The organism is Sphingomonas sp. CL5.1 (assembly GCF_013344685.1).
GTDB lineage: Bacteria > Pseudomonadota > Alphaproteobacteria > Sphingomonadales > Sphingomonadaceae > Sphingomonas.
In genome coordinates this window covers 56,088-81,301 of record NZ_CP050137.1, presented here as the reverse complement: position 1 = coordinate 81,301, position 25,214 = coordinate 56,088, and the positions used below count along the sequence as shown (strand labels likewise).

At 63.6% G+C, this 25,214-nt stretch carries 26 protein-coding genes and 1 pseudogene; 10 read left to right on the top strand and 17 right to left on the bottom strand.

The window, feature by feature from the left end; genetic code table 11:
* Nucleotides 1–63 precede the first annotated feature (63 nt).
* Nucleotides 64–1,068, bottom strand: a complete 1,005-nt coding sequence (locus tag F9288_RS00460; protein WP_174834816.1) for an aldo/keto reductase — start codon at nucleotides 1,066–1,068, stop codon at nucleotides 64–66.
* Between the two features lie 26 nt (nucleotides 1,069–1,094).
* Nucleotides 1,095–1,439, bottom strand: coding sequence for a carboxymuconolactone decarboxylase family protein (locus tag F9288_RS00455; protein WP_174834815.1), 345 nt, complete (start codon nucleotides 1,437–1,439; stop codon nucleotides 1,095–1,097).
* 88 nt (nucleotides 1,440–1,527) lie between these two features.
* Between F9288_RS00455 and F9288_RS00450 the strand changes: the two genes are divergently transcribed.
* Together F9288_RS00450 and F9288_RS00445 are read left to right on the top strand one after the other, a co-directional pair.
* Nucleotides 1,528–2,427 carry a LysR family transcriptional regulator gene (locus F9288_RS00450; RefSeq protein WP_174834814.1) on the top strand — a complete coding sequence of 300 codons (900 nt, stop codon included), beginning with the start codon at nucleotides 1,528–1,530 and terminating at the stop codon, nucleotides 2,425–2,427.
* 129 nt (nucleotides 2,428–2,556) lie between these two features.
* A complete protein-coding gene (locus tag F9288_RS00445; RefSeq protein ID WP_174834813.1) occupies nucleotides 2,557–2,865 on the top strand; it encodes a hypothetical protein in 309 nt (102 codons plus the stop codon).
* A 975-nt stretch (nucleotides 2,866–3,840) separates the two neighbouring features.
* On the opposite strand, the pseudogene F9288_RS21970 reads toward F9288_RS00445, so the two are convergent.
* Nucleotides 3,841–4,637: pseudogene (locus F9288_RS21970) on the bottom strand (IS5 family transposase); the annotation flags it as partial.
* A gap of 9 nt (nucleotides 4,638–4,646) precedes the next feature.
* On the opposite strand from F9288_RS21970, the gene F9288_RS00430 reads away from it, so the two are divergent.
* The gene (locus F9288_RS00430) at nucleotides 4,647–5,045 is read left to right on the top strand and encodes a hypothetical protein (protein WP_174834810.1); all 399 of its coding nucleotides are present in this window, start codon (nucleotides 4,647–4,649) and stop codon (nucleotides 5,043–5,045) included.
* Here the strand turns inward: F9288_RS00430 and F9288_RS00425 are convergent.
* Nucleotides 5,004–6,743 carry a type IV secretion system DNA-binding domain-containing protein gene (locus tag F9288_RS00425; RefSeq protein ID WP_174838734.1) on the bottom strand — a complete coding sequence of 580 codons (1,740 nt, stop codon included), beginning with the start codon at nucleotides 6,741–6,743 and terminating at the stop codon, nucleotides 5,004–5,006. The genes F9288_RS00430 and F9288_RS00425 overlap by 42 nt on opposite strands.
* On the bottom strand, nucleotides 6,743–9,325 hold the full coding sequence (gene traA / locus F9288_RS00420) for a Ti-type conjugative transfer relaxase TraA (protein ID WP_174834809.1): 2,583 nt from the start codon (nucleotides 9,323–9,325) through the stop codon (nucleotides 6,743–6,745). Before traA ends, F9288_RS00425 begins: the two co-directional genes overlap by 1 nt.
* A gap of 153 nt (nucleotides 9,326–9,478) precedes the next feature.
* Here traA and traD point away from each other — a divergent pair, with 153 nt between their 5' ends.
* The 6 genes from traD (at nucleotide 9,479) to F9288_RS00390 (ending at nucleotide 15,523) form a co-directional block, all read left to right on the top strand.
* The gene (traD, locus tag F9288_RS00415) at nucleotides 9,479–9,784 is read left to right on the top strand and encodes a conjugal transfer protein TraD (protein WP_174834808.1); all 306 of its coding nucleotides are present in this window, start codon (nucleotides 9,479–9,481) and stop codon (nucleotides 9,782–9,784) included.
* 37 nt (nucleotides 9,785–9,821) lie between these two features.
* Entirely contained in the window at nucleotides 9,822–10,073 is a 252-nt protein-coding gene (locus F9288_RS00410; RefSeq protein WP_174834807.1) for a conjugal transfer protein TraD, read from the top strand.
* An 872-nt stretch (nucleotides 10,074–10,945) separates the two neighbouring features.
* Entirely contained in the window at nucleotides 10,946–11,275 is a 330-nt protein-coding gene (locus F9288_RS00405; protein WP_174834806.1) for a helix-turn-helix domain-containing protein, read from the top strand.
* Complete coding sequence (locus F9288_RS00400) at nucleotides 11,232–12,203, top strand: reverse transcriptase family protein (RefSeq protein WP_174834805.1); 972 nt, start codon at nucleotides 11,232–11,234, stop codon at nucleotides 12,201–12,203. The genes F9288_RS00405 and F9288_RS00400 overlap by 44 nt, the downstream gene beginning before the upstream one ends.
* A 37-nt stretch (nucleotides 12,204–12,240) precedes the next feature.
* Entirely contained in the window at nucleotides 12,241–13,851 is a 1,611-nt protein-coding gene (locus F9288_RS00395; RefSeq protein WP_174834804.1) for a hypothetical protein, read from the top strand.
* A 4-nt stretch (nucleotides 13,852–13,855) separates the two neighbouring features.
* The gene (locus F9288_RS00390) at nucleotides 13,856–15,523 is read left to right on the top strand and encodes a hypothetical protein (RefSeq protein ID WP_174834803.1); all 1,668 of its coding nucleotides are present in this window, start codon (nucleotides 13,856–13,858) and stop codon (nucleotides 15,521–15,523) included.
* A gap of 250 nt (nucleotides 15,524–15,773) precedes the next feature.
* Here the strand turns inward: F9288_RS00390 and F9288_RS00385 are convergent, their stop codons facing one another.
* Nucleotides 15,774–16,352, bottom strand: a complete 579-nt coding sequence (locus F9288_RS00385; protein ID WP_174838733.1) for a tyrosine-type recombinase/integrase — start codon at nucleotides 16,350–16,352, stop codon at nucleotides 15,774–15,776.
* A 447-nt stretch (nucleotides 16,353–16,799) separates the two neighbouring features.
* Between F9288_RS00385 and F9288_RS00380 the strand changes: the two genes are divergently transcribed.
* Nucleotides 16,800–17,585, top strand: a complete 786-nt coding sequence (locus F9288_RS00380) for a sce7726 family protein (protein WP_174834802.1) — start codon at nucleotides 16,800–16,802, stop codon at nucleotides 17,583–17,585.
* Here F9288_RS00380 and F9288_RS00375 read toward each other — a convergent pair.
* From F9288_RS00375 to F9288_RS00325, 11 genes are all read right to left on the bottom strand, one after another.
* Nucleotides 17,582–18,697, bottom strand: coding sequence for a hypothetical protein (locus F9288_RS00375; RefSeq protein WP_174834801.1), 1,116 nt, complete (start codon nucleotides 18,695–18,697; stop codon nucleotides 17,582–17,584). The genes F9288_RS00380 and F9288_RS00375 overlap by 4 nt on opposite strands.
* A gap of 28 nt (nucleotides 18,698–18,725) precedes the next feature.
* Nucleotides 18,726–19,139, bottom strand: coding sequence for an ImmA/IrrE family metallo-endopeptidase (locus tag F9288_RS00370; protein WP_217482561.1), 414 nt, complete (start codon nucleotides 19,137–19,139; stop codon nucleotides 18,726–18,728).
* Nucleotides 19,140–19,201: 62 nt separating this feature from the next.
* Complete coding sequence (locus F9288_RS00365) at nucleotides 19,202–19,588, bottom strand: hypothetical protein (protein WP_174834799.1); 387 nt, start codon at nucleotides 19,586–19,588, stop codon at nucleotides 19,202–19,204.
* A gap of 386 nt (nucleotides 19,589–19,974) precedes the next feature.
* On the bottom strand, nucleotides 19,975–20,670 hold the full coding sequence (locus F9288_RS00360) for a lytic transglycosylase domain-containing protein (protein WP_174834798.1): 696 nt from the start codon (nucleotides 20,668–20,670) through the stop codon (nucleotides 19,975–19,977).
* Nucleotides 20,667–21,158 carry a S26 family signal peptidase gene (locus F9288_RS00355; RefSeq protein WP_254621005.1) on the bottom strand — a complete coding sequence of 164 codons (492 nt, stop codon included), beginning with the start codon at nucleotides 21,156–21,158 and terminating at the stop codon, nucleotides 20,667–20,669. The genes F9288_RS00360 and F9288_RS00355 overlap by 4 nt, the downstream gene beginning before the upstream one ends.
* An 11-nt stretch (nucleotides 21,159–21,169) precedes the next feature.
* Nucleotides 21,170–22,468, bottom strand: a complete 1,299-nt coding sequence (locus F9288_RS00350; RefSeq protein WP_174834797.1) for a DNA cytosine methyltransferase — start codon at nucleotides 22,466–22,468, stop codon at nucleotides 21,170–21,172.
* 2 nt (nucleotides 22,469–22,470) lie between these two features.
* Nucleotides 22,471–23,112 (bottom strand): hypothetical protein, encoded by a 642-nt coding sequence (locus F9288_RS00345; protein ID WP_217482560.1) that lies wholly within the window; start codon nucleotides 23,110–23,112, stop codon nucleotides 22,471–22,473.
* Nucleotides 23,109–23,363, bottom strand: a complete 255-nt coding sequence (locus F9288_RS00340; RefSeq protein ID WP_174834795.1) for an AlpA family transcriptional regulator — start codon at nucleotides 23,361–23,363, stop codon at nucleotides 23,109–23,111. Before F9288_RS00340 ends, F9288_RS00345 begins: the two co-directional genes overlap by 4 nt.
* 157 nt (nucleotides 23,364–23,520) lie before the next feature.
* Nucleotides 23,521–23,952 carry a DUF2285 domain-containing protein gene (locus F9288_RS00335; protein WP_174834794.1) on the bottom strand — a complete coding sequence of 144 codons (432 nt, stop codon included), beginning with the start codon at nucleotides 23,950–23,952 and terminating at the stop codon, nucleotides 23,521–23,523.
* Nucleotides 23,953–24,094: 142 nt separating this feature from the next.
* Complete coding sequence (locus F9288_RS00330; protein ID WP_174834793.1) at nucleotides 24,095–24,352, bottom strand: DUF6499 domain-containing protein; 258 nt, start codon at nucleotides 24,350–24,352, stop codon at nucleotides 24,095–24,097.
* A 139-nt stretch (nucleotides 24,353–24,491) separates the two neighbouring features.
* Nucleotides 24,492–24,818 (bottom strand): DUF736 family protein, encoded by a 327-nt coding sequence (locus F9288_RS00325; protein WP_174834792.1) that lies wholly within the window; start codon nucleotides 24,816–24,818, stop codon nucleotides 24,492–24,494.
* Nucleotides 24,819–25,214 lie beyond the last annotated feature (396 nt).

Below are 25,214 nucleotides of genomic sequence, written 5' to 3'. Positions count from 1 at the left end.
GCGCTAGCCGCTCCTGACGCGCCTGCGCAGGAGCGGTTATGCGAACGCAAAACCAGTCTTTGATCACGGGACCGTTGGCGCCTCCCGCCCGACCATCGCCATTTGTGCCGGCGCGTAGCGGTCGCCTTCTGCCTGAATCCCGGATGCGGCGTTAGTGATTTTCCCGAGGTCAGCTTCGCTCAGCACGATTTCCGCCGCACCTAGATTTTCGTCCAGCCGATGTAGCTTCGTTGTTCCCGGAATCGGCACAACGTAGGGGCGTTGGGCGAGCAGCCAGGCGAGCGCGATCTGCGCGGGCGTAGCACCTTTGTCGTCAGCCACATCCTTCAGCAGTTCGACAAAGGCTTGGTTCTTCGCCATTGCCTCAGGCGAGAAGCGAGGCGAGGTCGCACGGAAGTCGCCGTTGTCGACCTTGGTTAAGGCGCCGGTCAGGAAGCCCTTGCCGAGCGGCGAGTACGGCACGAAGCCGATGCCCAGCTCGTCGCACGCAGCCATGATGCCGTTGGTTTCGGGCTCCCGCCACCACAGCGAATATTCGTTCTGGATCGCCGTCACCGGCTGTACGTCGTGCGCACGGCGCAACGTCTGGACGCCGGGCTCCGACATGCCGAAGTGCGTAACCTTGCCCTCGGCGATCAAGTCTTTGACAGTCCCGGCGACGTCCTCGATCGGCACATTCGGATCGACACGGTGCTGATAGAGCAGGTCGATCGTTTCGACGCCGAGCCGCTTCAGCGACCCCTCGACCGCCTGCCGAATGCGTTCGGGCCGACTGCTGACGCCACGATTCTCGCTCGTTGCGAAGTCGATATCGAACCCGAACTTGGTGGCGATCACCACCTGGTCGCGGACAGGCCGGAGCGCCTCCCCGACTACCTCCTCGTTCTCGAACGGTCCGTAGACCTCTGCGGTGTCGAAGAAGGTCACGCCGCGCTCAACGGCCGCCCGGATCAGCGCGACGCCGGCTGCCTTGTCCAGCTTGTTGGTATAGCCGAAGCTGATGCCCATGCAGCCGAGGCCGAGGGCTGAGACGTGAAGGCCGCTACGGCCGAGTTCGCGATTGTGCATGTGATATCTCCATCGATTTGCGAAAGTCAGGCGGACGGCGTTGCCGCGGCGTCGGCTTGCGCGAACATCTGTCGCACGATGCCGACCGCGGTGCCGGCCGTCGGCCAGCCGGCATAGAAAGCGAGGTGGGTTATCATCTCGACGATCTCGTCGCGGGTAACTCCGTTCTCAAGCGCTTTGCCGAGGTGGAACGGTAGTTCGTTGACGCGGTAGAGCGAGATCAGGCTGGCGACCGTGATCATGCTGCGATCCCGCGGTGACAGGCCCGGACGCTGCCAGATATCGTCGAACAAGACGGTGTCGGTAATCTCGGTGAGTTTGGACGCGACGTCACCCCATGGTGCGCGCATCGGTTTGGTTGGGTCAGGCATGTCTGCTCCTTGTCGGCACCATCTAGGATTGCGCGACCGGCACGATTAGGCTGCACAATCGGGAAACGGTATTGAATGCGATTCAACAATGGCGCGACATGACCTCAACGATCTGCTTGCGTTCCGGGCCGTCGCGACCGAGCGCAGCTTCACGCGCGCAGCGGCGCAGCTCCGCGTCTCGACCTCGGCGGTAAGCCATGCGTTGCGCGGCCTGGAGGAGCGGATCGGTATCCGTTTGCTCAACCGCACCACCCGAAGCGTGGTGCCGACCGAAGCGGGCGAGCGCCTGCTCTTGACGGTGTCTCAATTGTTCGACGGCGTCGAGGCTGAGCTGGCGCGCCTGGGAGAGTTAAGAAACAGACCGTCCGGCAACATTCGCATCACCACAAGCGCGCATGCGGCCAAGACCATATTGGAGCCAGCGCTTCTGCCGCTGCTCGCGATCCATCCCGAACTGAAGGTCGAGCTGAGCGCAGACGCCGGGTTCGTCGACATCGTTGCCGAGCGGTTTGACGCCGGCGTGCGCCTCGGCGAGACGGTGGCACAAGACATGATCGCCATTCCGATCGGTCCGGAGATGCGCATGGCGGCTGCGGCGTCACCCGCTTATCTCGAACGCCGATCGCCACCGACGACACCGCACGATCTGCGCGACCATAATTGCATCAACCTGCGGTTTCCCACCTATGGCGGACTCTACGCGTGGGAGTTCGAAAGGGACGGCCGCGCGCTCAACGTCCGGGTCGACGGCCAGTTAACCGTGAATGACACCACGCTTGCCCTGCAGGCAGCGATGGACGGGATCGGTATCGCGTACATAACCGAAGATCAGGTGCTCCCATTGATCTCAGAGGGACGCCTGACACGCGTGCTCGCGGAATGGTGCCCGCCGTTCCCCGGCTACCACCTTTATTATCCGAGCCGCAGGCAACATTCGTTGGGCTTCGCTGCCGTGGTTGAGGCGCTACGTTACCGCCCCGGAATATGATGGACCGTCGGCTCGGTTCTTGAGGGTCGACTAGCTGCCGTTCGGCTAGGCGCCCCATTCCAGTCGTTCGGACGGCCGATGCCGTTTCCCGAAACCCGTCGGGCTGCTTTCAGCCGGATGGCGCGGGTCATGAGTCCGGACATGCCGTGGACTGGGGGAAAGCGGTTCGACTTCGGCGAGGGGCTTGAAAAACCAGCCGGTTGCGCAGAGCCTCTTACCCATGCGACCTTTCGTGCTTTTGGTTCTGCCGCTGACATTGGTGGCTTGCTCGTCAGGTTCAGACGAAAGCCAGCAAGCAATCGCGGCCCGCGGTGCGTTAGAAGCGAGAGAGAGCCCGCTGCAATCAAATTGGCCCGGCAGGCAAAAATCGGCCTCGCCAACATCGCCTTCAACTTCGAACGCTTCCTCTATTGGGAACAGAAGGTGGCGATGACCTGAACCGGACGGTGCGGCACCGTGCCCCGAACCCGTCACCGCTCCGAAAACCGAGCCGCTCAATCGAAAATCATCGCTGGACCCGCACGATCCCGCCGCTTGCCCGAGACCGTCGCGCCCGAAAGCGGTAAATCAAGGTGTCCGGATGATCCGCCGGCACCCGGCGCTCCAGATCGACGTAGGAGCACAAAGCTCCCGATCCCGCGTCACTGCCTCGCATCCACTCGCCCTCATCGTCCCATCAACGATGAATCAGCCAGAACCCCGATAGACAAGGCCTTTTCAGCGGCCTGCTAAATCGGCGTTGCATTTCGAGCAGGTGCCACGCCTCGCGCTAAGGCTCGATCCACCCCGCTTCATACTTCCCCATTTCGAGATGGTCGTAACTGGACGACCGCTTAACGCGACCGAAACCCCGCGCTGCTAGATCGCATCCGACGCGAGCGACAGGACGGACGATGAATAATTCAACCAGAGGCGGCGTAGGGCTAACCCGGCTAAAATTTGGCATATATTCCGGATTGGCGATAATCGCGGTTGCCCTTCTGGCGCAGATGGGGGGGGGTGAATTCCCGTGATACCCATCCCGGTCTGAGGGTAGCGGCACCGGCCTATGTCTGGTCGCGCGAATGTCCCGGAAACGATTATACCCATAGCCATCTTCCACCGGGATGCGCTCGCGAGCAGTATCGCCTTACGGCGAAGAGACACGAGTATGGACTTGGTTATCAAGGGCGAGGGAACGACTGGTATCGGGTCGGTGACGATGCGTTCTTACTGGGCTGTATAAAGGAAATCTGTTTAAACAAAGGCTATGTCCGTAATCGCTTCACCAGATGATTAGCGAACGGCGCCCGCTCTAGCAGGCCGCTGAAAAAGGCGATGACTTCTCGATGAAGGTGGCTTCCTCGCGCAGGTCGGCCCATGCGGTCGATTGGCCGATCCGCTCCCTGCCGATGCGTGAAGCGGCCATAACCATTATCCCGCCGCCAATAGTTTTGGCAGGCGGACGAGGTTGTAGGCGGCAACGGTCAGGGCGAAGGCGAAGCGGACCCGCGCCAGCCCGCGGAAGCGCGTCTTGCCCTGTCCGGCCGCGGACTTGGCCCAGCCGAACACCTCCTCGATCCGTTTGCGGATGCGCTGGCTGGCAGCATAGCCAGCGTGCCGCGTCGTTCGGCCATCGATCACGGAACGTCGGCCGCTGGTGTTTTGCGCGACATGTGGCGTGACGCAGCGATCGCGCAGGTAGGCGACGAAGGCACGCGTGTCATAGGCGCGGTCCGCAGCCAGCGTGACGCGCCGGCCCTCGGGCCGGGCGATGTCATCGACCATCGCCAACGTGGTCAGCCGCTCGGCAAAACCCGCCGCCCGCGTGGTCTCGGTATCGAGCACCAGCCCGTGGCGGTTCTCCATCAGCACATGCGCCATGTAACACAATCGCGCGCCCGTGCCGGCGCTCTTGCGGTGCAGGCGCGCATCCGGGTCGTTGGTCGACGCGTGCGTATCGTTGCTGCGCTTGTGGCCGCGGAAATCGACCTCGGCATTACGACCGCCGGGGCCGTCGCCGGGCGGGCGTCATCCCTGGGGCGGAAACTCTTCATGCTGCAGCATGCGTCGATGAGTGTGCCGTCGACTGAAAAGTGGTCGCTCGACAGCAGGCGCTTCACCCGCGACAACGCCAGGATCGACGACAAGAAGCGCACCGCGACCTCGCCGTCCAGGAGCCGCTCGCGGTTCTTCGAGAAGGTCGAGGCGTCCCATACGCGATCATCGATGAGAGCTTCATGAAAACGCTGAAGGTAGAGGCCGTATACCTTAACGAAGGGCAACTCACCGCGATCGTCGGTCTCAAACCTGCCCGTCGCGTAACGGCCCAGGTCCAGGCGATCAGTGGCCAGATTTTGATCGACAGCGCCTACCTTTACGAAGGGCAGCTTACCGCTATCGCCTGCCCGGAACCTGCCTGTCGCTTGACGGCCCAGGTTTGCTCATTCCCGGGCAGAATGTTCGAGCATCCGCGCCTGCCACAAGCCGTCGTTTGCCGGCGGCCCCAGGGAACGACGGTTTGCCCGGCCCATCAATGCTGTTCCTCAACTCCACAGATAAAGGGGTCTTCAACAGCACTGCGCCGGCCTTGGAATTCAAAGATTGGCGTGATGGGGGTTCTTCACCAGCGGGAATGAGACCCTGACCCAGCGAGGGCTGGTCGCGCGTTTCGCATAGCCTTGGTTGTTGGCAAGCTGCATGATCTCACTGGCGAGCACCGTATCCTCGACCGCCCGCCGCGGCTGCGTCGACATGGAACGCGACGTGAAGCGCCCCTGCGTGCGCGATCGGCTGACCTCGTCGCGTTCGATTTCGTGCTCCCCGATCAGTTCGGCGGCGAGACGGGCGGTGCCGCCGCCGTCGCTGGCGCCGCAGCGGAGCAGCAACAGGTTCCCGCAATTCTCGATGATGGTGTTGGCGGCTTCGCCGTAAACCGCCTTGACCTGAGCGAACGACTGGAACCCGATTGCGACGCAGCCGCCGAACTTTCTGAGCCGGGCCTGGGCGTCCTTCAATCCCTCGATCCGGCCGAGCGAGTCCAGCTCGTCGACATGAAACCAGATGCGCCGATGACGATCAGGGGCGAGCGACAATGTTTCGGTAATGGCGATATTGATCCAGCAGGAGATTAGCCCACGCAGTGCCGCGACCTGATTGCCGGTATAGGGCATCCAGAGTGAGCCCGACCCCGATCGCACCCATCGCCGGATCGAGAACGGCTCGCCCTCGAGACTGGCGATGAACCGGAGATTCCCGACCGCCGGAGCCAGCGTACCGAGGATGCTGGCGAGCATCCTTTCGCCGCCCGGCTCAAAATACCGCGCGGCGGCCGTCCCCTGGCACAATAGTTTCAGTTCGGCGATCGAGCCGGAGGCGAGCATATTGATCAGGTCGCTGGTCGTGCCGAGCCCCATCCGCCCAAAATTCTCCAGCGCCGCCGCGAGTAGCTGCTGGGCATAGGTGATCCACTGGTCATGCTCGCCGATGCCGAGATGCGGCAGCAGCGACTGGGCGAGGAAGGCGTGATCCCCGGGGCGCTCGATCTCGGCGAGCAGATCCCATCGCGCGCAGCGCGTGTGGAACGGATTGAGGATCACGTCTCCGGGCGCGAGGAAGACGTCCATCGACGCACCCTCGGGATCGGCGACGATATGACGATCGCCACGACGAAGCGCGTCGCCCATCAGGGCGCGCAGCGCGGTCGACTTGCCCGAGCCGGTTGCCCCGATCGCGGCGACATGCATGGTTTCGTCTTCGCGGGAAAGCGGCACGCCCGCGAGCGCCACCCCGCCGGTGAGCCGCGCGCGCAGCCGTCCGCCACGCCTGCCGGTGAACCCGCCCATGCGCGTGCCCCGGAGATGCGTAACCTTGCGGGGCATGGCGGCGAGCCGTGCGGCGACGGCACCGCCCAGGAATGCGAACGCCGCCGGCATCATCACCGCGAGCGGCCAACTGTCGGTCCGGAAGCTGGTGTAGAGCCAGTAGCCCAGCACGATGCCACCCAGCCACCCGAGCGGCGCGTAGAGGAGGGGCCAGAACGTGCGCCGATCCACGCTTTGGACGATGGCGACCGCGACATTGCCGGGCAGCATCGCCAGCGCAAACCACAGGTGATAGCCGTGGAGCGCGAGCCACGCCCAACGCTGTTCGAGCCAGGGTTCAAGCGCGTGTCGATGCGCCCAATGCTCCCATGCGAGATCGACGAACCCAAATCGGCTGTCGGCCGGAACCTGCATCCGGACCAGCGGCCAGCACAGGCCGATCGCCGCGAGCGCCGAGAGAAATGCGATCTGCTGGACGATTGGCTCGGAGCCGCGTCCACCGCCGGGCGCCATCACCGCTCCGCTCCATAATCCTGCTCGCGCGACGCGGCAGGTGCCTTCTTCGCCATGGCCAGCGCTTCGCGCATCGATTCCGGCGTGTGGCGCGGCGCATTGTGCCGCGCCGCCATCATCGCGCGCAGCGCCTTCGCCTGCTCGCTGTTCGCCGGATCGGCACTGCGGTTGCCGGCAGCGTTCGTTCCCTGCGCGCCTGATGCCGGGCCACGATCGTCGCCAGCATCCCGGCCAGCATCCGGCGCGGGCGTGCGCTCGTCGCCCGACCGGCCGAGCACTCGCGAAACCAGTGCGGCAAACCCGCGCGGCTGCATATGCGGCGCGGTCGTTCCACTGTCGCTCTGCGTACGCGAGCCGGTCGCACCTTGCTGCCGCGCCGACGACGCAATCCGCCGATCATAGTCGAGCGCCATGTCCTTGGGCCGCTCGCGCGCCAGCGTGCGGCGCAGCGTCGCCTCATCGGCGAAGTCATCACGGCCATAGTGCAGCGCGGTGGCGTGGCGATGGCGGCTGAGCGCGACATAGGCGGAGTGCGCATCGAGCCCCGGTGTCGCCAGCACATGCGTTTGATCGACGGTCATGCCCTGCGCCTTGTGAACGGTGGCGGCATAGCCATGATCGACATGCGCGTAATTGCTGAGCTCGACGCCGATCCGGCGGCCGTCATCGAGCCTCACGGCCAATCTGTCGGAGGCCGCTTTCTCGACGGTGCCGAGCGTGCCATTCTTTACCCCGAGGTCGCGCTCGTTCCTCAAAAACATGATGCGGTCATGCTCGGCGAAGTCGCGCACGCCACGCTCGGTATGGATCGCGATATCGACGCCGAGTTCGCCCTGGTCGTGGAGCCGTTCGCGCGCGGCACGATTGAGCATCTGAACCTCCCGGTTGGTATGGGTGAGAATGATCCGCGAGGCTGTCGGCGCGTCGCGCCGCTCGGCATCCCAGCGATCGATCAGCGCCGCGCGCGCCGCATCGCGTGTGGTAGCGGTATGGATCATGCCGTGATCGGCATAGGTGGCCAGCGCCTCGCCGGTCCGCTGGCAAGCGAAGGCCCGTGTCGCCTCGCGCATCCATTCCGCCGACTGCCGGCGCACCTCGCCGATTTCGGCGGCGCCGTGCCGTTCGGCGAGCAGGCGAAACGCGGCGCCGGCCTCGATCGCCTGCAATTGCTGGACGTCGCCTACCATCACCACCTTGGTGCCGGCTCCGGCGGCCTCGGCCAACACACGCTGAAGCTGGCGGGTGCCGACCATGCCGGCCTCGTCGATCACCAGTACGTCGCGGGAGCCAAGCCGGTCATGGTCCTTCGCCCACGCATGCTCGAGGCTGGCGATGGTACGCGACACGATGCCGGAACCACCCTGGAGATTTTCCGCCGCGATTCCCGACAGCGCCGCGCCGCGCACGGTATAGCCGGCCGCCTCCCACGCCTCGCGCGCCAGCCCAAGCATCGCGGATTTGCCCGCGCCGGCGTAACCGACCACCAGCGCGAGGCCGGGTGTGCGCAGCACATGATCGAGGGCGGCGCGCTGGTCCGTGCTGAGCCGCAACCCACGTGCCCCCGCATTGCCGACGGCATGTTCGTTATCGCCGCGCGCGACGGCATGACGGCGCGATGCGGCGAGCCGCTCCGCATCACGCACAAGCGCTTCTTCGGCGCGCATCATGTTGGCCGTGGTGAAGCGTTCGGCGCCGTGCCCGTCGCGGCCGAGCGCGAGAACGGATTGGTGATGACGCATGCTGGCCAGCACGCGATCGAACTGGTCCTGACCATCCGAATGACGATGCGCGAACATCGCGAGATCACGCACCGTAAAGGTCGCCTGGCTGTGGGTCAGCGCGTCCAGGCCGATGCGCGGATCGGTGATGATCAGGTTCCCGTTCTCGCGCGCAATGGCACGATGATCCCCTGCGCGTTCCGCATCCTCGCCGTTCGCCTCGCGGCGTGCGCCGGCCGCGCCGATCTTGTGTTGCGGTTCAAGCTCGATGCCCTGCGCCTCATAGGAGCGATGGTCGATGCGCGCCTCGATGCCGAGTTCGGCGCAGCGCGCGTTGACATGCCCGGCCCATGCCGCGCGCCAGTGCTGCAGCAGCGCCGTCGCATTCCATTCACGCTCCTTGGCGCCGAACCCTTCGGGGCCGACCGCGCGCAGGCTAAGCATGACATGCGCGTGCGGCTTGGCTTCGCCGTTCGCGCCGATATCCCAATGCACATTGAGATCGGCGACCATGCCGCGTTCGACGAACTCGCGGGAGACAAACTCGCGGGCAAGCGCGATGCCCTGTTCCTGTGTCATTTCTCTGGGAATGGCGAACTCCACCTCGCGGGCGAGCTGCGCGTCCTTGCGCTTTTCGGCCGCCTCGACCTCGTTCCATAGCGTTTCGCGGTCGAGCATCCGCTCGGGGGCGCCCTCGGGGAGCAGGATCTCGGAATGGACGACGCCCGACTTGTTGGTGAAGTCATGATCACGCCCGAGCCGTTCGTCAGGGATTCGCGAGGCCGAGCGATAGGCTGCCGCTGCGACGGCGCTCCGGCCTGCGCCGCGCGAGATGATCTTTGTCGAGAAGTGGTAGATCGCCATGACGGCAATCCATTTACGCCACACAGCGCGACGTCGGTACGACGTATAAGCGCGCACTTCTACCCGCTGCTACGATGGCGGGTATGCGCCCGTTGAACCGGGCAACGGACGGGCCAGATCGCCGGCATCGACGACAGACAAGGAGATGTCGACATGCGCAAGGTCAGGGATTTCGACGCCGAGCTGAAGGCGCTCAATGAGCGCGCACGGCTGTTGCAGCAACGCAAGGTTCAGCAATTCGGCGAGCTGGTCGAGGCGACCGGGGCCGACGCGCTCGACGCCGATGTACTGGCCGGCGCGCTGCTGGCGGCGGTCGCCGAGCAGGACATAGCGACGATCGCCGCATGGGGTCGAAAGGGCGCGCAATTTTTTCGCGACACGCGCCGGAAATCCTCGCGCCGCGCTCGCGGCGGCGGCGAGGGCGACACGACAGCTGCGCCAGGCGCGGAACCGGCTTGATGCGGCACGGGCGCGGACGGAAACGCGGAACCGGGCGGTGACGCGGCGCGAACGAACGCGCAGCCTGATCGAGCTGGGCTGGCTCGTGCAGAAAGCCGGGCTCGCCCGACTTGCCGACGATGATCGCACAATGCTGTACGGCGCATTTCTCGATCTGGCGGCGCGTATGCGGGACGAAGGTGGCGCGCCGCTATGCGAGGTGTTCCGACAGTGTGGCGCGCACGCGTTGGCGACCGAAGCGGAGGATACAGAGGCGGTCGGATTTTCAGCGACGCTCACTAAGGTCTGACCGTTCCGATGCCTGGTCCCCGCCGTCGTTTCCGCATCATTCCCGTTCGTCGGCACGCGACCAAACTACGCCGTTCAGCAGAAGCGCCGCCGACGGCAGCTTGTGCCAAGATCCGCCATATGTCTCATGGACTTGATGGGCGGCAGCGGGCCCTGATTTACGTTCATTGGTCGATATGACGACGCTTCTGATAACGGACCTATGTGCGCCAAGGAGATCGCCTTGGCTGTGAAGAATGGCAAGCCGCTCTTCGGTTCACGATCCGGCCATTTTTGAGATCGCCGCTTTACTTTCAGGGGAACACTCGCCTTCATCGAGGCAGCAAAATTGACGCCCTTAGAAGAAAATTGTTCGCTACCAGCGAATATGTGTTGACACTCGGCGACGTCTTCCGCATATGAGCGTCAAGCATTCGGGACATAGGCAACATCCCACTGAACTCTGGGTGAGTAATCACCTGCGGGGTCTGCTTCGGCTGATCCTCACACTTGTCAGGAGCTTGAGGGCCCCCCGCGAGGGGACCGCCGACGGCACCGATAAGGCGCGTCCGTGTGGACCGGACGCGAAGGGTTTCGGGGGGATGCTTCTTCTCTCGTTGTACTCCTGCTGGTGGAGCTGGTCCTAATCCTGGGGCGAGCGTGTAGGAGAACTACCTATGGGAACTATTCCCTCACCGAGTGCTGAGAAGAAGCGTGCGAAGACTAGCCGACGGGGGCATCCAATTCGGGATGCTCTTCTGAAGCCGACGACTTGGAAGGCCGCGGCGGCCGCCCTGGATTTCATCCTGAAGGCGGTACGTGTGGGCGCGAAGATCTGGGACATGTTGACGTAATCCCCCCTTAACTCTCCCAACGGAGGTTGCGGAGGCACTTATGTATGACAGAGCGTTGAAGACAATCAGGCAGTATCATAGGCTGTCGCAGTCCGATCTTGCCGAACAGATCAATATCTCTCGGTCTTATTTGAATGAGATCGAGCGCAACAAGAAAGAGCCCAGCCTAGAGGTTCTCAAGAAATATGCCGAACGGTTCGAGGTTCCTTTGTCGTCCCTCATGCTGTTTGCGGAACAGGGAGCGGGCACGACCTTCGACAAGGCGCGTGTCTTTGTTGCCGACAAGGTTTTGAAGATGCTGGAATGGGTAGCGGAAGGGGAAGACGGTGAGCCAGGGGAAGCAGGCAAAGCAACCGCGCATACCGATTGACCGCTGCCACCTGTATGGCATCCGGTCGCCGCACGCGTTGGCAAAGCGGCTGGGTTGGGAGCTGAACAAGCTCGACAGTCTGGCCGCGTACGGCGGCTACCGCGTCTACAACCACAAGGACACCGGCCGTGAGATCCAGGAGCCGGGTGCCGCGCTGCAGAGCCTCCACCGGCAATTGCATCGGTATCTGGCCCGGATCGAGGTGCCGGTTTATCTTCATTCAGCCGTGAAGGGCCGTTCGTACCTGTCCAATGCGCGCGCCCATGTCGGCGATGGCAAGCTGCTGAAGATCGACATCGCGAAATTTTATCAGTCGGTCCCGCAGCACAAGGTCATGCACTTCTTTCGCGATGTGCTGTCTTGCGCACCGGACGTGGCTGGCCTGCTCGCTAACCTGATCTGCTACCGCGGCGTTCTGGCGACCGGCAGCTCGATCAGCCCGATCATTTCCTACTACGCCTACAAGTCGCTGTTCGACGGGCTTGCGGGGCTCGCTGCCCAGCATGGCCTAGTCATGACCTGCTATGTCGACGACATCACGATGTCCGGCCCCGGCGCATCGCGCGCGGTCCTCCATGAAGCGCGATCGGCGATCTTCAAGGCGGGCCTGCGTGCGCACAAGGATCGGTCGTTCACGGGCGACACCGTGAAGATCGTGACGGGCGTGGTGGTCGGGCCGGACGGCATCGCGCTTCCCTTCTCCCGCTGGCAGAAGATCAGCCATGCGGCGCGCGAGATTGCCGCGTGCTCGGACGACGCCGAGAAGCTGCGGCTTTATCCCAAGCTGGTCTCCCGCCTCTATGAGGCGGCGCAGATCGATTCCCGGTGCCGTTCGCGCGCCGAGTTCCATCACTGCCAATGGCGGGATCTCAAGCGTCGGATCGCCGCAGGTGCGCTTATAGCGGCCGCTGTCGACAAGGCAGCCTAGCGATTGACGGCGCTCTCCCAGCCGTAGGCGCGTCCTGATGCCGGCCTTTCCCCCACTCCCCGATGACATGCCCGAGCATCTCAGAGTGCTCGTGGAAGACTTGGATCGCCGCCAGCAGGCCTTCGATGTGGAATGGCCTAAGGTGATGGAATTGCGCCGCCGATATTTCGTCGAGCGGACCGAAGTTGCCAAAACGGCAATGGAAGCGGCGATCGAGCGCGCGCAACGGGCCCGTGTCGATCTCGATGCCGCGGTCGCGGCCACGTTCGAGGCCGCCGGGATCGATCCGGACGATCTTGCCGAGGAGAGAGAGCCGGTCGGCGACCCTTTCCCGAGGCTCAGTCGGGCATCGATCGTGGACGAGGCACCGGCTGCGACCGCCTATGTCGAGGACCATCTGCCCGAGGCGATCGAGCTCATCGAACGCCACGCGCCAAGCGGCTGGTTCGAACAGGAACCTGCCGACCTTTTTCGCCTTTCATCGGTGGCCGACGATCAGCCCGTCTCGATCGTGAAGGGCGTGCGACTGGAAAGCGAACGGCCGAAGGGACACCGGCTTCGTCAGACCATGATATTGGCGAAGGACTATCTCGCCAACGATCCGCGCTACGACCATTTCGGCGGCGCGCTGGCCGTAACCCAGCTCGCGCAGCTCGGGCGGCGGATCGAGGCGCTGCGGGCGGTTGGTGGCGCCGAAGAGAGGATCGACGCCCTCTATTCCGGCGCCGAGACCGATGCGATCATGTTCGAGCTTCTCGTCGCTGCTGCTTGCTCGGCGAAGGGCCGAGCCATGGTCTTCGTCGAGCCAACGAGCGTCAAATCGCCTGATCTGCGTTGCACCGACGCCTTCAACATGGTCGTCGAGTGCAAGCGCAGCGCGGCGCTCACGGTCTATGAGATCGGTGAGGAAGCGCGGATGCGTGACCTGTTTCGTCTGCTCAGGGCTGGTGCGATGACCCGCGGCCAGTTCGGCACGTACGAGGTTGCGTTCTCGGTGGAAGCCAGCGCGGTCGATATCGCGGATGTCGCCGCGACGTGCCTCCGGCAGCGGCTTGCCGCGCATCCCGAGCGGCTGCTCGCCTACCCTTGGGGCAGCGTTGCGTTTCGACCGCTGCCACGTCGCGTCGAACTCGACGAGGTGACGAAGGCGTACAGCCCGATCATGCTGAAGGAGGTTTTCGGTTGGAACCTGGAGATGCCGAGCTGGGATGGCATCATCTGTCAGATCGACGGACCGCCCGCCGCAGCCGTAGACCGGGTCCGCTCGCCGGTGGGTCTCGCCTGGCGGGTCGACGCCGAGGCCGCGATCACCAAGCGGAGCCGGGCGCCGCTGGGCCTGTTCGCGAAGGCGGTGACGCAGGTCCCTCGCGGGGAGTTCGGGCTGGTCTATGTCGCCTATCCCGAGGGCGCGCGCTCCGGTGTGGCCGACAACCGTACCCGTGCGTACATGGAGCGCATCCATCAATGGGAGCATGACGGCGCTATTCGCATTCCCGCCACCTTCCTCGTGCGCCAGTTTCCCCTGCCGACCGGTCATGGAAATCCGGACATGGTGGAGAACACAGTCCAGTTCTTGAGCGAGGAAGGCGGCGGCGACGAGTGGATCTTCCGCGAATATCCCACCGCCATCTTTACGAGCAAGGATTAGCCCGATGCTTCGGTTTTCCGATCTTGACCCGGCCCTGCTCAATCCCGGCAGCGATCAGACTGTGTTCGAGGCGACCATCAACGCGTTCGGCACGTACACGACGGAGCATTTCGTGCTGCGCCTGAGCCCCCGCACGCACGAACTGGTCGATGCCATCACCCGGCAGGAAACGGACGGCTATGACACGGCCGAACTGTATCAGGCCTATTCCACCTATCTGCATGAAACGATCCACTGGTGGCAGCACGTTGGATCGACAGCAGGCCTGATCCTGAGTCTGGCCTATCCCGCACAGGTCTATGGCAGCATGGGCTTCCTCGCGGATTTTGCGCGCGAGGTCGGCGCCGTGAAGCCGGTCAAGGCATGGACAGATCGCTCTCTGATCGACGGCACGCCGACCCTCGATCCAGGGCTCGTTGCCGGCAATGTCGCCGTCAACAACGCACTCGATATCAATTACTACAAGCAACTCGCCTTCTTTCCCAAGTCGGTGCTGGAGCATGAGCGCTTGCCCTTCTTCCTCGGTGTGGGGCACAGCTATCTGAAGGCCTATGGCGACACCGTCAGCGCCATCAACGGCTCATGTGACTTCGCTGACGGCCAGTTTCCCGATCCCGAGAGCTGGGATGCGGAAACCCGCCGGCTGCATGCCGAGCGCAGCGAAGGCTTCCCTTATGGTCCGCGGCCGCCCTACGCGGAGATCGGCCTGCGCCACATCTTTGAGGGCCAAGCCCGCTTCTGTCAGATCCAGTTTCTGGCGTCGGCCGGCGGCCCCGAACTGCTTCAGATCTATCGCGACGACGGCTGTTTCGCGCCACTCTACGGGGATGCCTTCGAGCTGTTCCTCAAGCTGACGGCCACGCAATGGCCAGAGCGCTGCGACGACCCGCTAGTCGGTCTCTTCCTTCTGATCTGCGATCTGGCGATCAACCCCACGCGCGGTTTTCCGCTGGATATCGAGCATTTCGACGACCTCATCAGCGATGTGGATGCCGGGGCCCGTTTCACGCTTCTGTGTCTGGCTGCGGCGGAGGCGCCGGAACTTGCAAAAGGCGTGCAGACCTATTCCGCCCTCGAATATGATTATATCGCGGGTCGACTGACCGACCGTTGCGGCTATGACCATCCGCGTACAGCCCTTGAGGCGGTCGTCGGTCTTCTGGGAGATGGTGGTCCGGTCGATGCGCTGATGGAGGAGCATCGCACATTTGGCTTCAAGGCCGTGAACACGCCAGTGCGCGTCATGGTCGCGCACTATATCGCCTTCTGTCGCGACAAGCTGAAGCGACCCGAATTCTTCTGCTGGCCCGGCATGTGGCTGGCCGGCGGGAAGGCGACGCCAGAGGAGGGCGCTCTCCTTGTCGATCATCTGTCCCTCTTTCAAGACCGAGTCGATACGGAGCAGATCTTTCCGCGCGCGATGCCCGGTCGCAGCGATCAAAACATCAAGATGCTCGTGCAGACCTTCTTCACTGGCATGCTCGTGTACGATCTGGCGCTCCAATGGACCCTGCGGCCGGGGCCTTTCCGCTACGACTTCAAATGGCTCACCGGGAAGAGCGACAATGCCGCCCTCATCGCGCTCGCCAAGCGCCAGTTCCGACAATATTACGGGATCGATCCTGATGCGTGCGAGCCGATCGATCCGCCGGTTATAGGGACTCCGGTATAGGCTGCGCACCACCGCGGCCGCCCGAAGTTTGCCAAGCAGCTAGTGGCCTGAGTTTCTCGTTCAGGAGCATCGATGCGAAAGCATTCGAATGTCGGTTTGCAACGGGAGCCGACGTTCCTCGTCGAACCGGCAAACGACGGCTTTGTCCCAAGCATCGCGAAGTTGGCCCCTCGCCCCAAGGCGAGGAGCCGGTAGGTCAGATTTCGGTATTTTCAGCAAGGGCGAGCGCGTCTTCCACGTCGATCCCGAGCTAGCGCACCGTGTTCTCGATCTTGCTATGACCGAGAAGGATCTGGACGGCGCGAAGGTTGCCGGTCGCCCTGTAGATGATCGACGCCTTCGTCCGGCGAAGTGAGTGCGTGCCATACTCGCTTCGCATCAGACCGACCCCTGTCACCCATTCGTCAACGAGCCGGGCATACTGGCGGGTGCTGAGATGGCCATTGTGATCAACACGGCTCGGAAAGACATAGTCGTCAACCGTGCCGCCCCGCCGATCAAGCCACGCCCGCAGGCTGGCCCGGGCGTCTGGAAGGAGTTCGAACTGAACCGGCCGACCTGTTTTCTGCTGCATCACGATGGCACGCGTTCGGATCTGCCCGCCGCTGACAAGGTCGCCGATCTTCATTTGCACCAGGTCGCAGCCGCGGAGTTTGCTATCGATCGCCAAGTCAAACAGCGCCCGATCTCGCAAGCGGCGGCGCTGGTTGAGGTAAAATCGGATCTCCCATATTTTCTTCGGTTTCAGAGCGCGCTTTGCGCCGACAGTTCTTCCCGCATTCCAGACCGGGCGCTTGGTGGTGGTGGGTTCAGTTTTAGGCATCTCCATGATCATTCTCCGATGGCCAGATTGGCCGTCTGAAGAACGCTTTCGAGCTGATGAACAGGAATGCGCCGAGGCCCCCGCCGACGTGACGACATTCGCTCCTGACATGCGGACGTCCGACCCTGACAATAGCGGTCATTTAAACTAGGCGGGGGCGCTACCGTAGTGGATCTCCACAGCCGGAAATTTCAGGCAAGCTCTTGCGCCCTGATAGCCCCCATGAGCGGCTATCCTTTAGATTGGCGTGACGTCGCTGACAGTGCCGCAGTCATGCCCATCAAGACGGGCGAGTACGAATTTTCCGAAGCGTTTCCATATAGTAAGCCGGACGTAGAGTGTCGCTTAGCTGGACGGCGGATAAAACCCTTCGCGCTTGTCTGCCGTTCGGTTACGGTCTATTCGGCGCCGCTTTCACGCTGCCCAATGCGGACCATCCCCAGGAAAATATCTGTGACCAAACCCCGCGCGGATGATCGACCAGAGGCAAAGGCAAAAGCCGCCCTATTGGATTTTCTTCGCTCACGAGGCTTGCTCACTACCAAGGTGACGGCAACGGCCGAACTTATTCTAGACAAGTACAGCGTGCGGGCCGATGTCGTAATGTGCGGCCCTACCGACCTCCACTGCTTCGAGATCAAAACCGAGCGCGACAACCTCGTTCGGTTGGGTCGCCAACTCGAAGTCTATGACCGTCATGCGGACTTCGTTACCATCGTAGCGGCAACGAAACACATCAATACGATCATTTCGCGGGTGCCCCCCCACGTCGGAATATATGAGATGGTGAGGTTCGACGGCCCGAACCCGATCCGCGTCGTCAGGGAGCCAGAGCGTTCGCCTTCTTGTGAGGTCGATGCGATGCTGTCGCTTCTTCCAGTTGCCGAGCTACAGGCTCGCTTCGCATTGAGTGGCCGGCTCAACCGGCAAGATGCGATCGCGCAGGCAATCGAACTGCCCGAACTGATCAAGAAACAGGCCGTCATTGCATTCCTCTCTGAGCGATATGGCCCGAAGAGCCGAGCCTTGCTTCGTGCTACGAGGCGCCGCAGAATACGAGCTGATGACCTCGCGATCCTCAGGCGCTGGAACCAAGTCGACAGGGCGACAGAGACGGAAAACGTGTTGCAAATCTGCGGCGAGAAGCAGCCAGGGTGCCAGGATAACGAAGTCTACAGCCACGTCGGACGAAGCTTTGGCCCCGTCCCCGCCGAGTTGGTGGCCCTGCTCACCGGTTAATCCATCCAAGGCTCATCCGTTGACAGCGCTGCGTCCCCGAATTGCGCTTGCACATGCATGTGGATGTTCATCCTAATGGTCGTCCATTTCCCCGGCGCGCCCAACCCTTCCATTTGTCCGTTGGCAGCCTCACGAATACGCTGCGCTCCCCAGCAGAGATTTCCGTCGTCCCACTTTGCGTCGGCACGCACGCGACTGGCCGCGTCGTGGAAGCCTTCGCGTCGTCGATGGTAAATCCATTCACCCGGAGTCGGATAGTCGACGCGCGGGACGCCGCGAAATGCAGGCAAACGCTCTGAAGCGTATATGGCAGCGTGATCGCCATAATTCAGTTCGATTCCCGCGGCGACAATCGGAGGGCTGGCTTTCAGCATCTCGTAAAGCTGCCGCTCGCGGATCGTGAGGCATGCATATTCCTCACCGGTGGAGGTAAACTCGCTCGGGAAGCTCGACGCTTTGAATACATGAGTTCGCGACCCTCCGGATATTCGAATATTTGAGGTAAGGATTGCGCTTTGAGTGGTTACGCCGATCGAGGTCAGGTCATCGCGCAGCCCGATCTGCTCATAATCATAAACCATCAGGATATGATTCTGGCCGAGGGAGAGGTCCGCAAGAGCGGCAGCCTGCGCAAGGTTCCACCCTTGCGACCGTCGGAACCGAAAAATCAGCCCGCGGTTCAGAGCGGCAAGCTGCTGGACCTGGCTTTTAAGCATTTGCGCATCATCAGTCCATTGCACGACGGGGATGCGTCTCTCATCACTACCGATAAAGGTACACCACGCTTGGTAGCCGTTTGCCGGGTTGTGGAGGGCTGCGACTTCTGAGCGCCCCAGTTCCGCCCAGTCGGCACGGTCTTTGGTTTTATAGGGCTTGTCAGAAGGAGGGAGTGGCGGGGCGAGGTCGATGCCGATTGGGCGAGCGCCGTACGCGCCCACAACATGATCGGTCGATCTTTCTACGGGTCCGCCTTCGCCCTTTTTCGGGTGGGGCCAAGCCTGGACTCGAATGATCGGGAAAAGCGAGTCCTTGATGGGTTCGGCCAATCGGCGCAGAGCCTCCGCCTCGCTCAGGCGAATGGTCAGGCTGGGGAAATATTTGGGTGTCAGCAATTGGCGCCCTCTCCAAGGTCTCGCGCAGTTAGGTTAAAACCCCCAAGCGAATGTTCATCGCTGCCGGCGAGACTTGAAGCGCTTCTGCTAATTTTTCAACGTCTCTCTCGCCACTGCGCATAATTTGAGTAATGAGGTGCCAAGGCATCAATATTTCGGCAGCGAGGGCATTTGCTTCCCATTCGCGCTGCTCTGACAAGCCGCTGCGGTAAAATGTATCATCCACCAACTCATTGCCGATGGCATCGCGGTGCAATACGTAGTGAGCTATTTCATGAGCGATTGTGAATCGTTGCCTGTTACGATGCTCATGCCGATTTACCTTGATCGTCCAGCTCTTGCGGTCGTCTTTATCCAGAACTAACATTCCAGATACGGCCAGCGGGAGATCGCTGATGACGACTTTGACCCCCAGATCGTTGGCAATCGCTCCCAGTTTCACGGGCGCCTCGACCTGATGGCGCGTAATTGCTTCCGCAGCATACGGGGGCAACTGAGGAATGCTTAGTCGCGCCATTCTTCGTCTCGCATCTGATGTTCCGGGGCGACGTCGGATCTTACAATGGACGCGCCCAGCACATCCTGAACTGCATCGCGCGCGCGCGCTTCCATGCCGGCAGCAATGGCGGCGTCGACTTGTTCTTTGAATTTTTCCGAACTGAGGTAGTTGTCGCTTCCGCTTTTCGACGTCTCGATCGCCAATTGTTCAGCAATACCGCGAAGGGTCTGAAATCCCCAGATCGCCGCGACAGCGACAATGAAGCCAATGAACGTCACAATCAGTGACACGACGGTCAGCAGGATCGCTATAAGATCCTTATACTCCCAGTCGCCGGGGCGGATCAGCGCTGCGCCTTGCGCGTCCAACAACAGCAGCAGAAGGCCGAACATCGCTATGTTCGCAATCAGTATCGCTCGTCTGACCCACCGCATATCTTCTGATAATTCTGCGAAGTCCGATTGTCGATGTACAACCGCACGCATTTTCTTGTCGCCTGGAATGACGCCGAAAGCCGCAGGCAGTGTCGATCATGCGACCCGCACCCATCAACCGGCCCAACTTGCGGCATCGACACCAGACCGCAGCAAACGCCTGAACGTCCATTCCTGCCGCATGCTGACGTTCGTCACACCCGCGAGGAATGGCGCCTAAGTCCCAGATTCCGGCCGAGAGGGGCCAGTCGGGAACCACCCATCGCAGTCATTCCGCACCTGCGGAATTTATCCACGCTGCCCAAGACGCGCCGCCGAGTAACGCGGGTCTGCATAGCCGATCCTCACGGCTCCCGCTCCGGGACGGTCTGGGTGGCACGAGACGTTGATAGCGGAAAGATCTTGGGCGTAGCTGCTCCAGCGACACCTTCTGGACGCTGATCGGAGGTCGCCGCCGACTGCGACGGCGCGGGCTGTTTGCCGGATGGAGTCTGGGCATCTCCGCGCGGCATGAACAATGCCGCTTCCTGCCACCGCGCTTCAGGCGCAGCGGCCGGCACGTCGCGCGCCCCGCTCTCGATCCGTGCGATATAGGCGACGGTCTCGGCGGGAAGCGGCGTGCCGTTGTCGCGATAGCGCTGCCAACGGCCTTCTCCGGCATTATAGGCCGCGAGCGCACCGGGAATAGCATATCGGGCAATCAGTTCGGCAAGGTAGAGGCTGCCGGCGATCATGTTGGCGCGCGCGTCCCACGGATCGCCGCCGAGCGCGTAGCGGGCCGACAGGATCGCCCAGGTGGCGGGCATAATCTGCATGCAGCCCATCGCGCCCTTTGCGGAAAGCGCGCGGGGGTTGCCGCCGCTTTCGACTATCATCACGCGCACAATGAAGTCTGCGGGCAGGCCCGACCGCGCCGAGGCTTCCGGGACGTGCGCGAGACAGGCGCTTGTCGGGCTCGGCGCCCGCGCAGCGGCAGGCGCGGACGGACCAAACGCGCCGACGGCGAACATGACAATCGCGCGACGCAGCCCGGCGCTCATGGTCGTGTCCAGACCGGAATCGCGCGGCCCGCGATCCGGGTGTTAGCGACCGGTCCGAAATAGCGCCCGTCGAACGATGCGGGCACGCTCCGCGCCAGCAGGAACACCGTGCCGGCCGGGAGGACGCGGCAACCGGTCCAGACCGGAAGCGACCGTCCAATCCGGTCCGTGCGCAACGCGGTGGCGACAGGCCAGCCGTCGATCGTGATGACGAATCCGGCGCGGCACACGGTCTGCCCGGCAATCGCAGCGACCGGCTTCAACAGCAGCGCGTGGGATCCGAGATAACCCCGCGCTGTCATCAACCGGGCAATGTCGGGGAGCGGGCGCACCGCCGCGACCATGCCGCGCGATACCGCACCCGCCGGCGCGATCCTATAGAGCCCGACCGGCACGCTGGCCGATGCGTTCCAGACCAACGCCACCGGCTTCACGGGCACGGATGCGATAATCGCCGCGACGCCCGTGGCGGCGGCGAGCAGCGGCAATCGGCGCGTGTTCATTGGTCGCCTCCGCCGATCAGGTCACGGGAGCGATGCAGGCCAAGCACGGCGTCGAGCGCGCGTTCCGTGCGCAGGATGGCGCGGCCAATTGCTTCGGGGATTTGCGGGAGCACCGCGTCTCCGAACGCTTCGACGATCAGGCTCGCCGCAGACGGCCGCTTGCCATTGCCGATCGCAACGCGCGTGCCAGCCACCCAGGCGGAAAGCCCATCATCCACCCGTAAGTGACCGGCAAGGCCGCCGTTCCACACAGCCCATGGGTCCGCAGCATCGCCGCCAGCGCCCGCGCACCGGCCCATTTCTGCATCGACGGCGCCGTCAGATTGCCGGTCGGCGTCAGCGATTTCATCGCGCCGTTCATCACCGCATCCATCGATGGCGATTTGCGGCGATCGTAGGCCGGACTCCAGTCGTCCATCCGCCGATCGCGCTTCGTTGGCGTCGGCAGCATCGCCGCTGCACATCTGAGCAGGTTCGGTGTGTCGATCTGCGCCTTCGATCCGTTCGCGCGTTTGCCGGTCTCGATTTCCGTCGCCGTCAATCTCCTGCCGCCGTTCGGTTTCACCGGCGTCGGCAACATGCCCGCGTGACGGCTGGCATGACCCTGCAACTGGCTGAGCACGTCGCCGCGCCCGCCGCGTTCGCCGTCCGACTTGCGAGGCGTCGCCAGCATCCGCGTCTGTGCTGCCGGATGCCGTATCGTTCGCAGATTCATACCCGCCCGTTTCGCGCCGCGAACCTTGATCATCTCGGGGCCGTGTGCCGCATCGCTGGATCCCGGTGTCGGCAAGTTGTCCGGGGTCGTAGCCGATGAGCCATGAGCGTTTGCGGACGTGATTGGCGCCAATGTCTCCAGCAGCCACCACGCATGGTTCGCAGGCGTAGCCGATCGCTGCCAGCGCATCGAGCAGCCGGTCAGCGCCGCGAGTTCGCAAGTGAGCGCTGTTCTCAAAAGCGAACCAGCGAGGGCGGCAATCTCCGACCAGGCGGACGGCTTCGAGGTAGAGCCCCGACCGCTCGCCGTCGATGCCGCGCCCCTTGGTGTTCGCGACCGAGATGTCCTGACACGGCGGCGACCCGACGATGATATCGGGGAGCACCCCAAGATCCGAAAGAAGTCGAGTTGCCGTGAGGGCGCGGATATCGTCGTAGAGGAGGACATGCGGGTTGTTCTCCGCGTAGAGGATGCGCCGCCATTCGATGATTTCGCACGCGGCGACGGTGATGAAGCCGGCGCGATGCAGGCCGAGCGTCCAGCCACCCGCCGCCGCGCTGAACAGGTCGAGCGCGCGCATCTCTAGCGACCTGCCGCGAGCCAGGCTTCGATATCCGGCTGGCGCCGGGCGAGATCGAGCGGCGGGAGGGCGGACGCGAAGCGCGAGACGCCCGAACCATCGAAGCTGTCGGCGCCCGCGGCGGCGCACAGACGGATGCGGCGCGCGCTGTTGACCCGGCCGACATGACAGATTGCGCCGTGATCGTGCGCCAGCCGCGCCCACATCGCCATTGTCGTCAGTTTCCAGGGTGTGTTACCGCCGACGAAAATCCCGGTACGGGGACCGACCAGGCGGCGAACGTGGCGCGGCTCCATGTCGTTCTGGACGGCGATCAGGAACGTCGTCTCGCGCAGCGCCCTGCGTTGCCGCAGCCGATGCAACCATCGCCGCGAGAAGCGAAGCGAGGCGAGCCCGCCCATGACGATGTCCGGCACGACGATCCAGTCGGCATCCGGCCCCAGCCGGGCGACCGCGCGCTCGAACGCGGCGGTATCGAACGGCTCGCCACGCTGGAACGCGGTCCAGGCGCCGTTGTCGAGCGCGTATCGGAAGCCCTCGGTCCGCAAAGCGCCGCGCGCCGAGATCATCAACCGCCAGCCGGCGGCGCGCAGGGCGGCAAGGTTACGACGTGTGCCGGTCCGTGATGCGTAGGCGAGCATCACAGCTGGCTGCGCCGGATCGGCGGCGAGACCGCGCCGTTATTGGGATCGGAGGTGGACGCACAGGCGCCGCGATCGGCCCAGGCGCGCAAATCCTCGATCGTGTAGATGACGCGGCCGCCGACCTTCCGGTAAGCTGGGCCGGTGCCGTAGATGCGGTGTTTTTCGAGCGTGCGGGAGGAGAGGCCGACATAGTATGCGGCCTCCTTGGTGCGCAGATAGCGCGTGTCCTTGATGATATCGGGCATGAGCATCCTTCCGATGGGCGGTGGCCGCGCCGCTGGTGGGGGACGGCGGCGCGACCGCGGCCATCATCGGCAAGGAAAGGACTCCGTGGGTGGCCGCACCGGAGCGATGCGGATTCCGGCCACAAGGGGCATGGCGATGCCGTCAGATTATCGTCTTGGCGGTTCAGCGGACGGCGGGGCGGCGCGGCATCAGCAGGGTGCGATAGGCGCCCGCGACCATCGCCGCACCCGCCTCGACCAGTCGGCGGAGGTCGGATCGCTCCGAACTTGATCGCCAGTCGTCGGGCCATGTCGCGAGAAGCCGTTCGGCGATGTCGCGCAGCGGCTGGCCTTCGGCCGTGAGGTCGTGGACGCACAGCATCGCCGCCTGCCGGTGGGCATCGTGACAGGCGACGTGCCGGAGCGGCGATCCGATAGCGAGTGCGCGGCGCAGCGCCGCCGCGGCGCGCAGGCGATCGGCGACATGAACGTCGGGATGGAGATAGAGGCCGAACGGTTCGCCGGGCCGGGGCGCGAGGCGTTCGGGGAGCCACAACGCGATCTCCGGGCTGTCGTGGCGGCGAATGAGGAGGTGCGTACCGCCCGGTGCTTTCATCCCGAGCGCCGTGCCCCAGCGTTCCGGCGTGAAGCGGAGGCTGGGGAGGGCCCGAGCCCATGGCAGGGGCCGGACCAGCGAGATCGTTGTAACTCGAAGCTCCGGCATCCAGCCGAGCGGCGGGCTGGCGATGGCGGGTGTGTCAGGGTGTGCGGCGAAAGGATAACCCCCATGGGCTGGTCGCGATGCCGAGCGGATGGCGGCCGACTATGGTGAGGCGGCCCCGCCGCGCGGCGGCGAGCGCGTGCGCCGATGCGCGCTGCTCGAGCACGCCGGATCGTTGCCAGAGCGCGCGGAACCCCGGATTGCGCCGTAGCCATTCCCAGGCGAACCCGGCGGCGTCGAGGTCGAGCAGCGCGCGATAGGGCGCGGGCAGGGTGAGACGATGGTAGCCTGGCATGGTCCACTCCCGGTTGAAGAATGCTTCCGGCCGACACGAATAGCGAAACAGCGGCCCACGCCAACGCGGCAACGGCTAATGCGGCGATAACGCTCGTGTTATGATCCCCGCCCGACATTGCCGGGCGGGGGACGTGGGTTCAGTCTTCCCGGCGCTTCTTCGGCCGCGTCCAGTTGAGGTCGAAACTGTGGCCATCGCCGCGCGCGTACAGGCCCGGATAGATCGGAGCGACGAAGCCGGGGTCGTCAATCCGGAAACCGATATAGGGCCGATCATCCTGTGTATGGTTGAGCCAGCCCTGCGCCACCTCGCTGTCGCCGTACATCATCAGATGGGTGGGCGATTTGTCGCTGGTGCGATCGGTCGCGGAAACGATGCGGAGATTTTCGCGGTGGAAGGTGAAGCATTGCAGTTCGCCGACAAATTCGTCTTCGTCGGTCTGGGTGAAAGTGCCGATGGTGGTCATGTCATATCTCCTTCAGATGTTTCGAGCCCGCGCCTTTGCGGTCTCGATGGCTGATCGGAGACCGGATCTCGACGCGGGCGCAGCCGAAGGCCCCGAGCGCAGCGGTGGACGGCGGCCGGACCCTTTTTTGTTCCGCGCGGAATGGAGCTTGCTCCAGGGGAAAAAAGGGGAACGGCCGCCGTTGCGCCCATGAGCGGCGGTGTTCGGTCATCACGCCATCGTGAGAGGCCGTGAGGGTGACGGGTCGGCTGCATGGGAGGGAGTGTGGCGATGTTCTGCCCAGGAAACGACCGGTGGGCCGGCTAAGGCGTATATTGGGGATTGGACCGCCCATCTTCGGGCGGAGCCTGCCACCTCGTGCGATAGGATCGGACGTGCGAGCGTTTCTCCCATCTG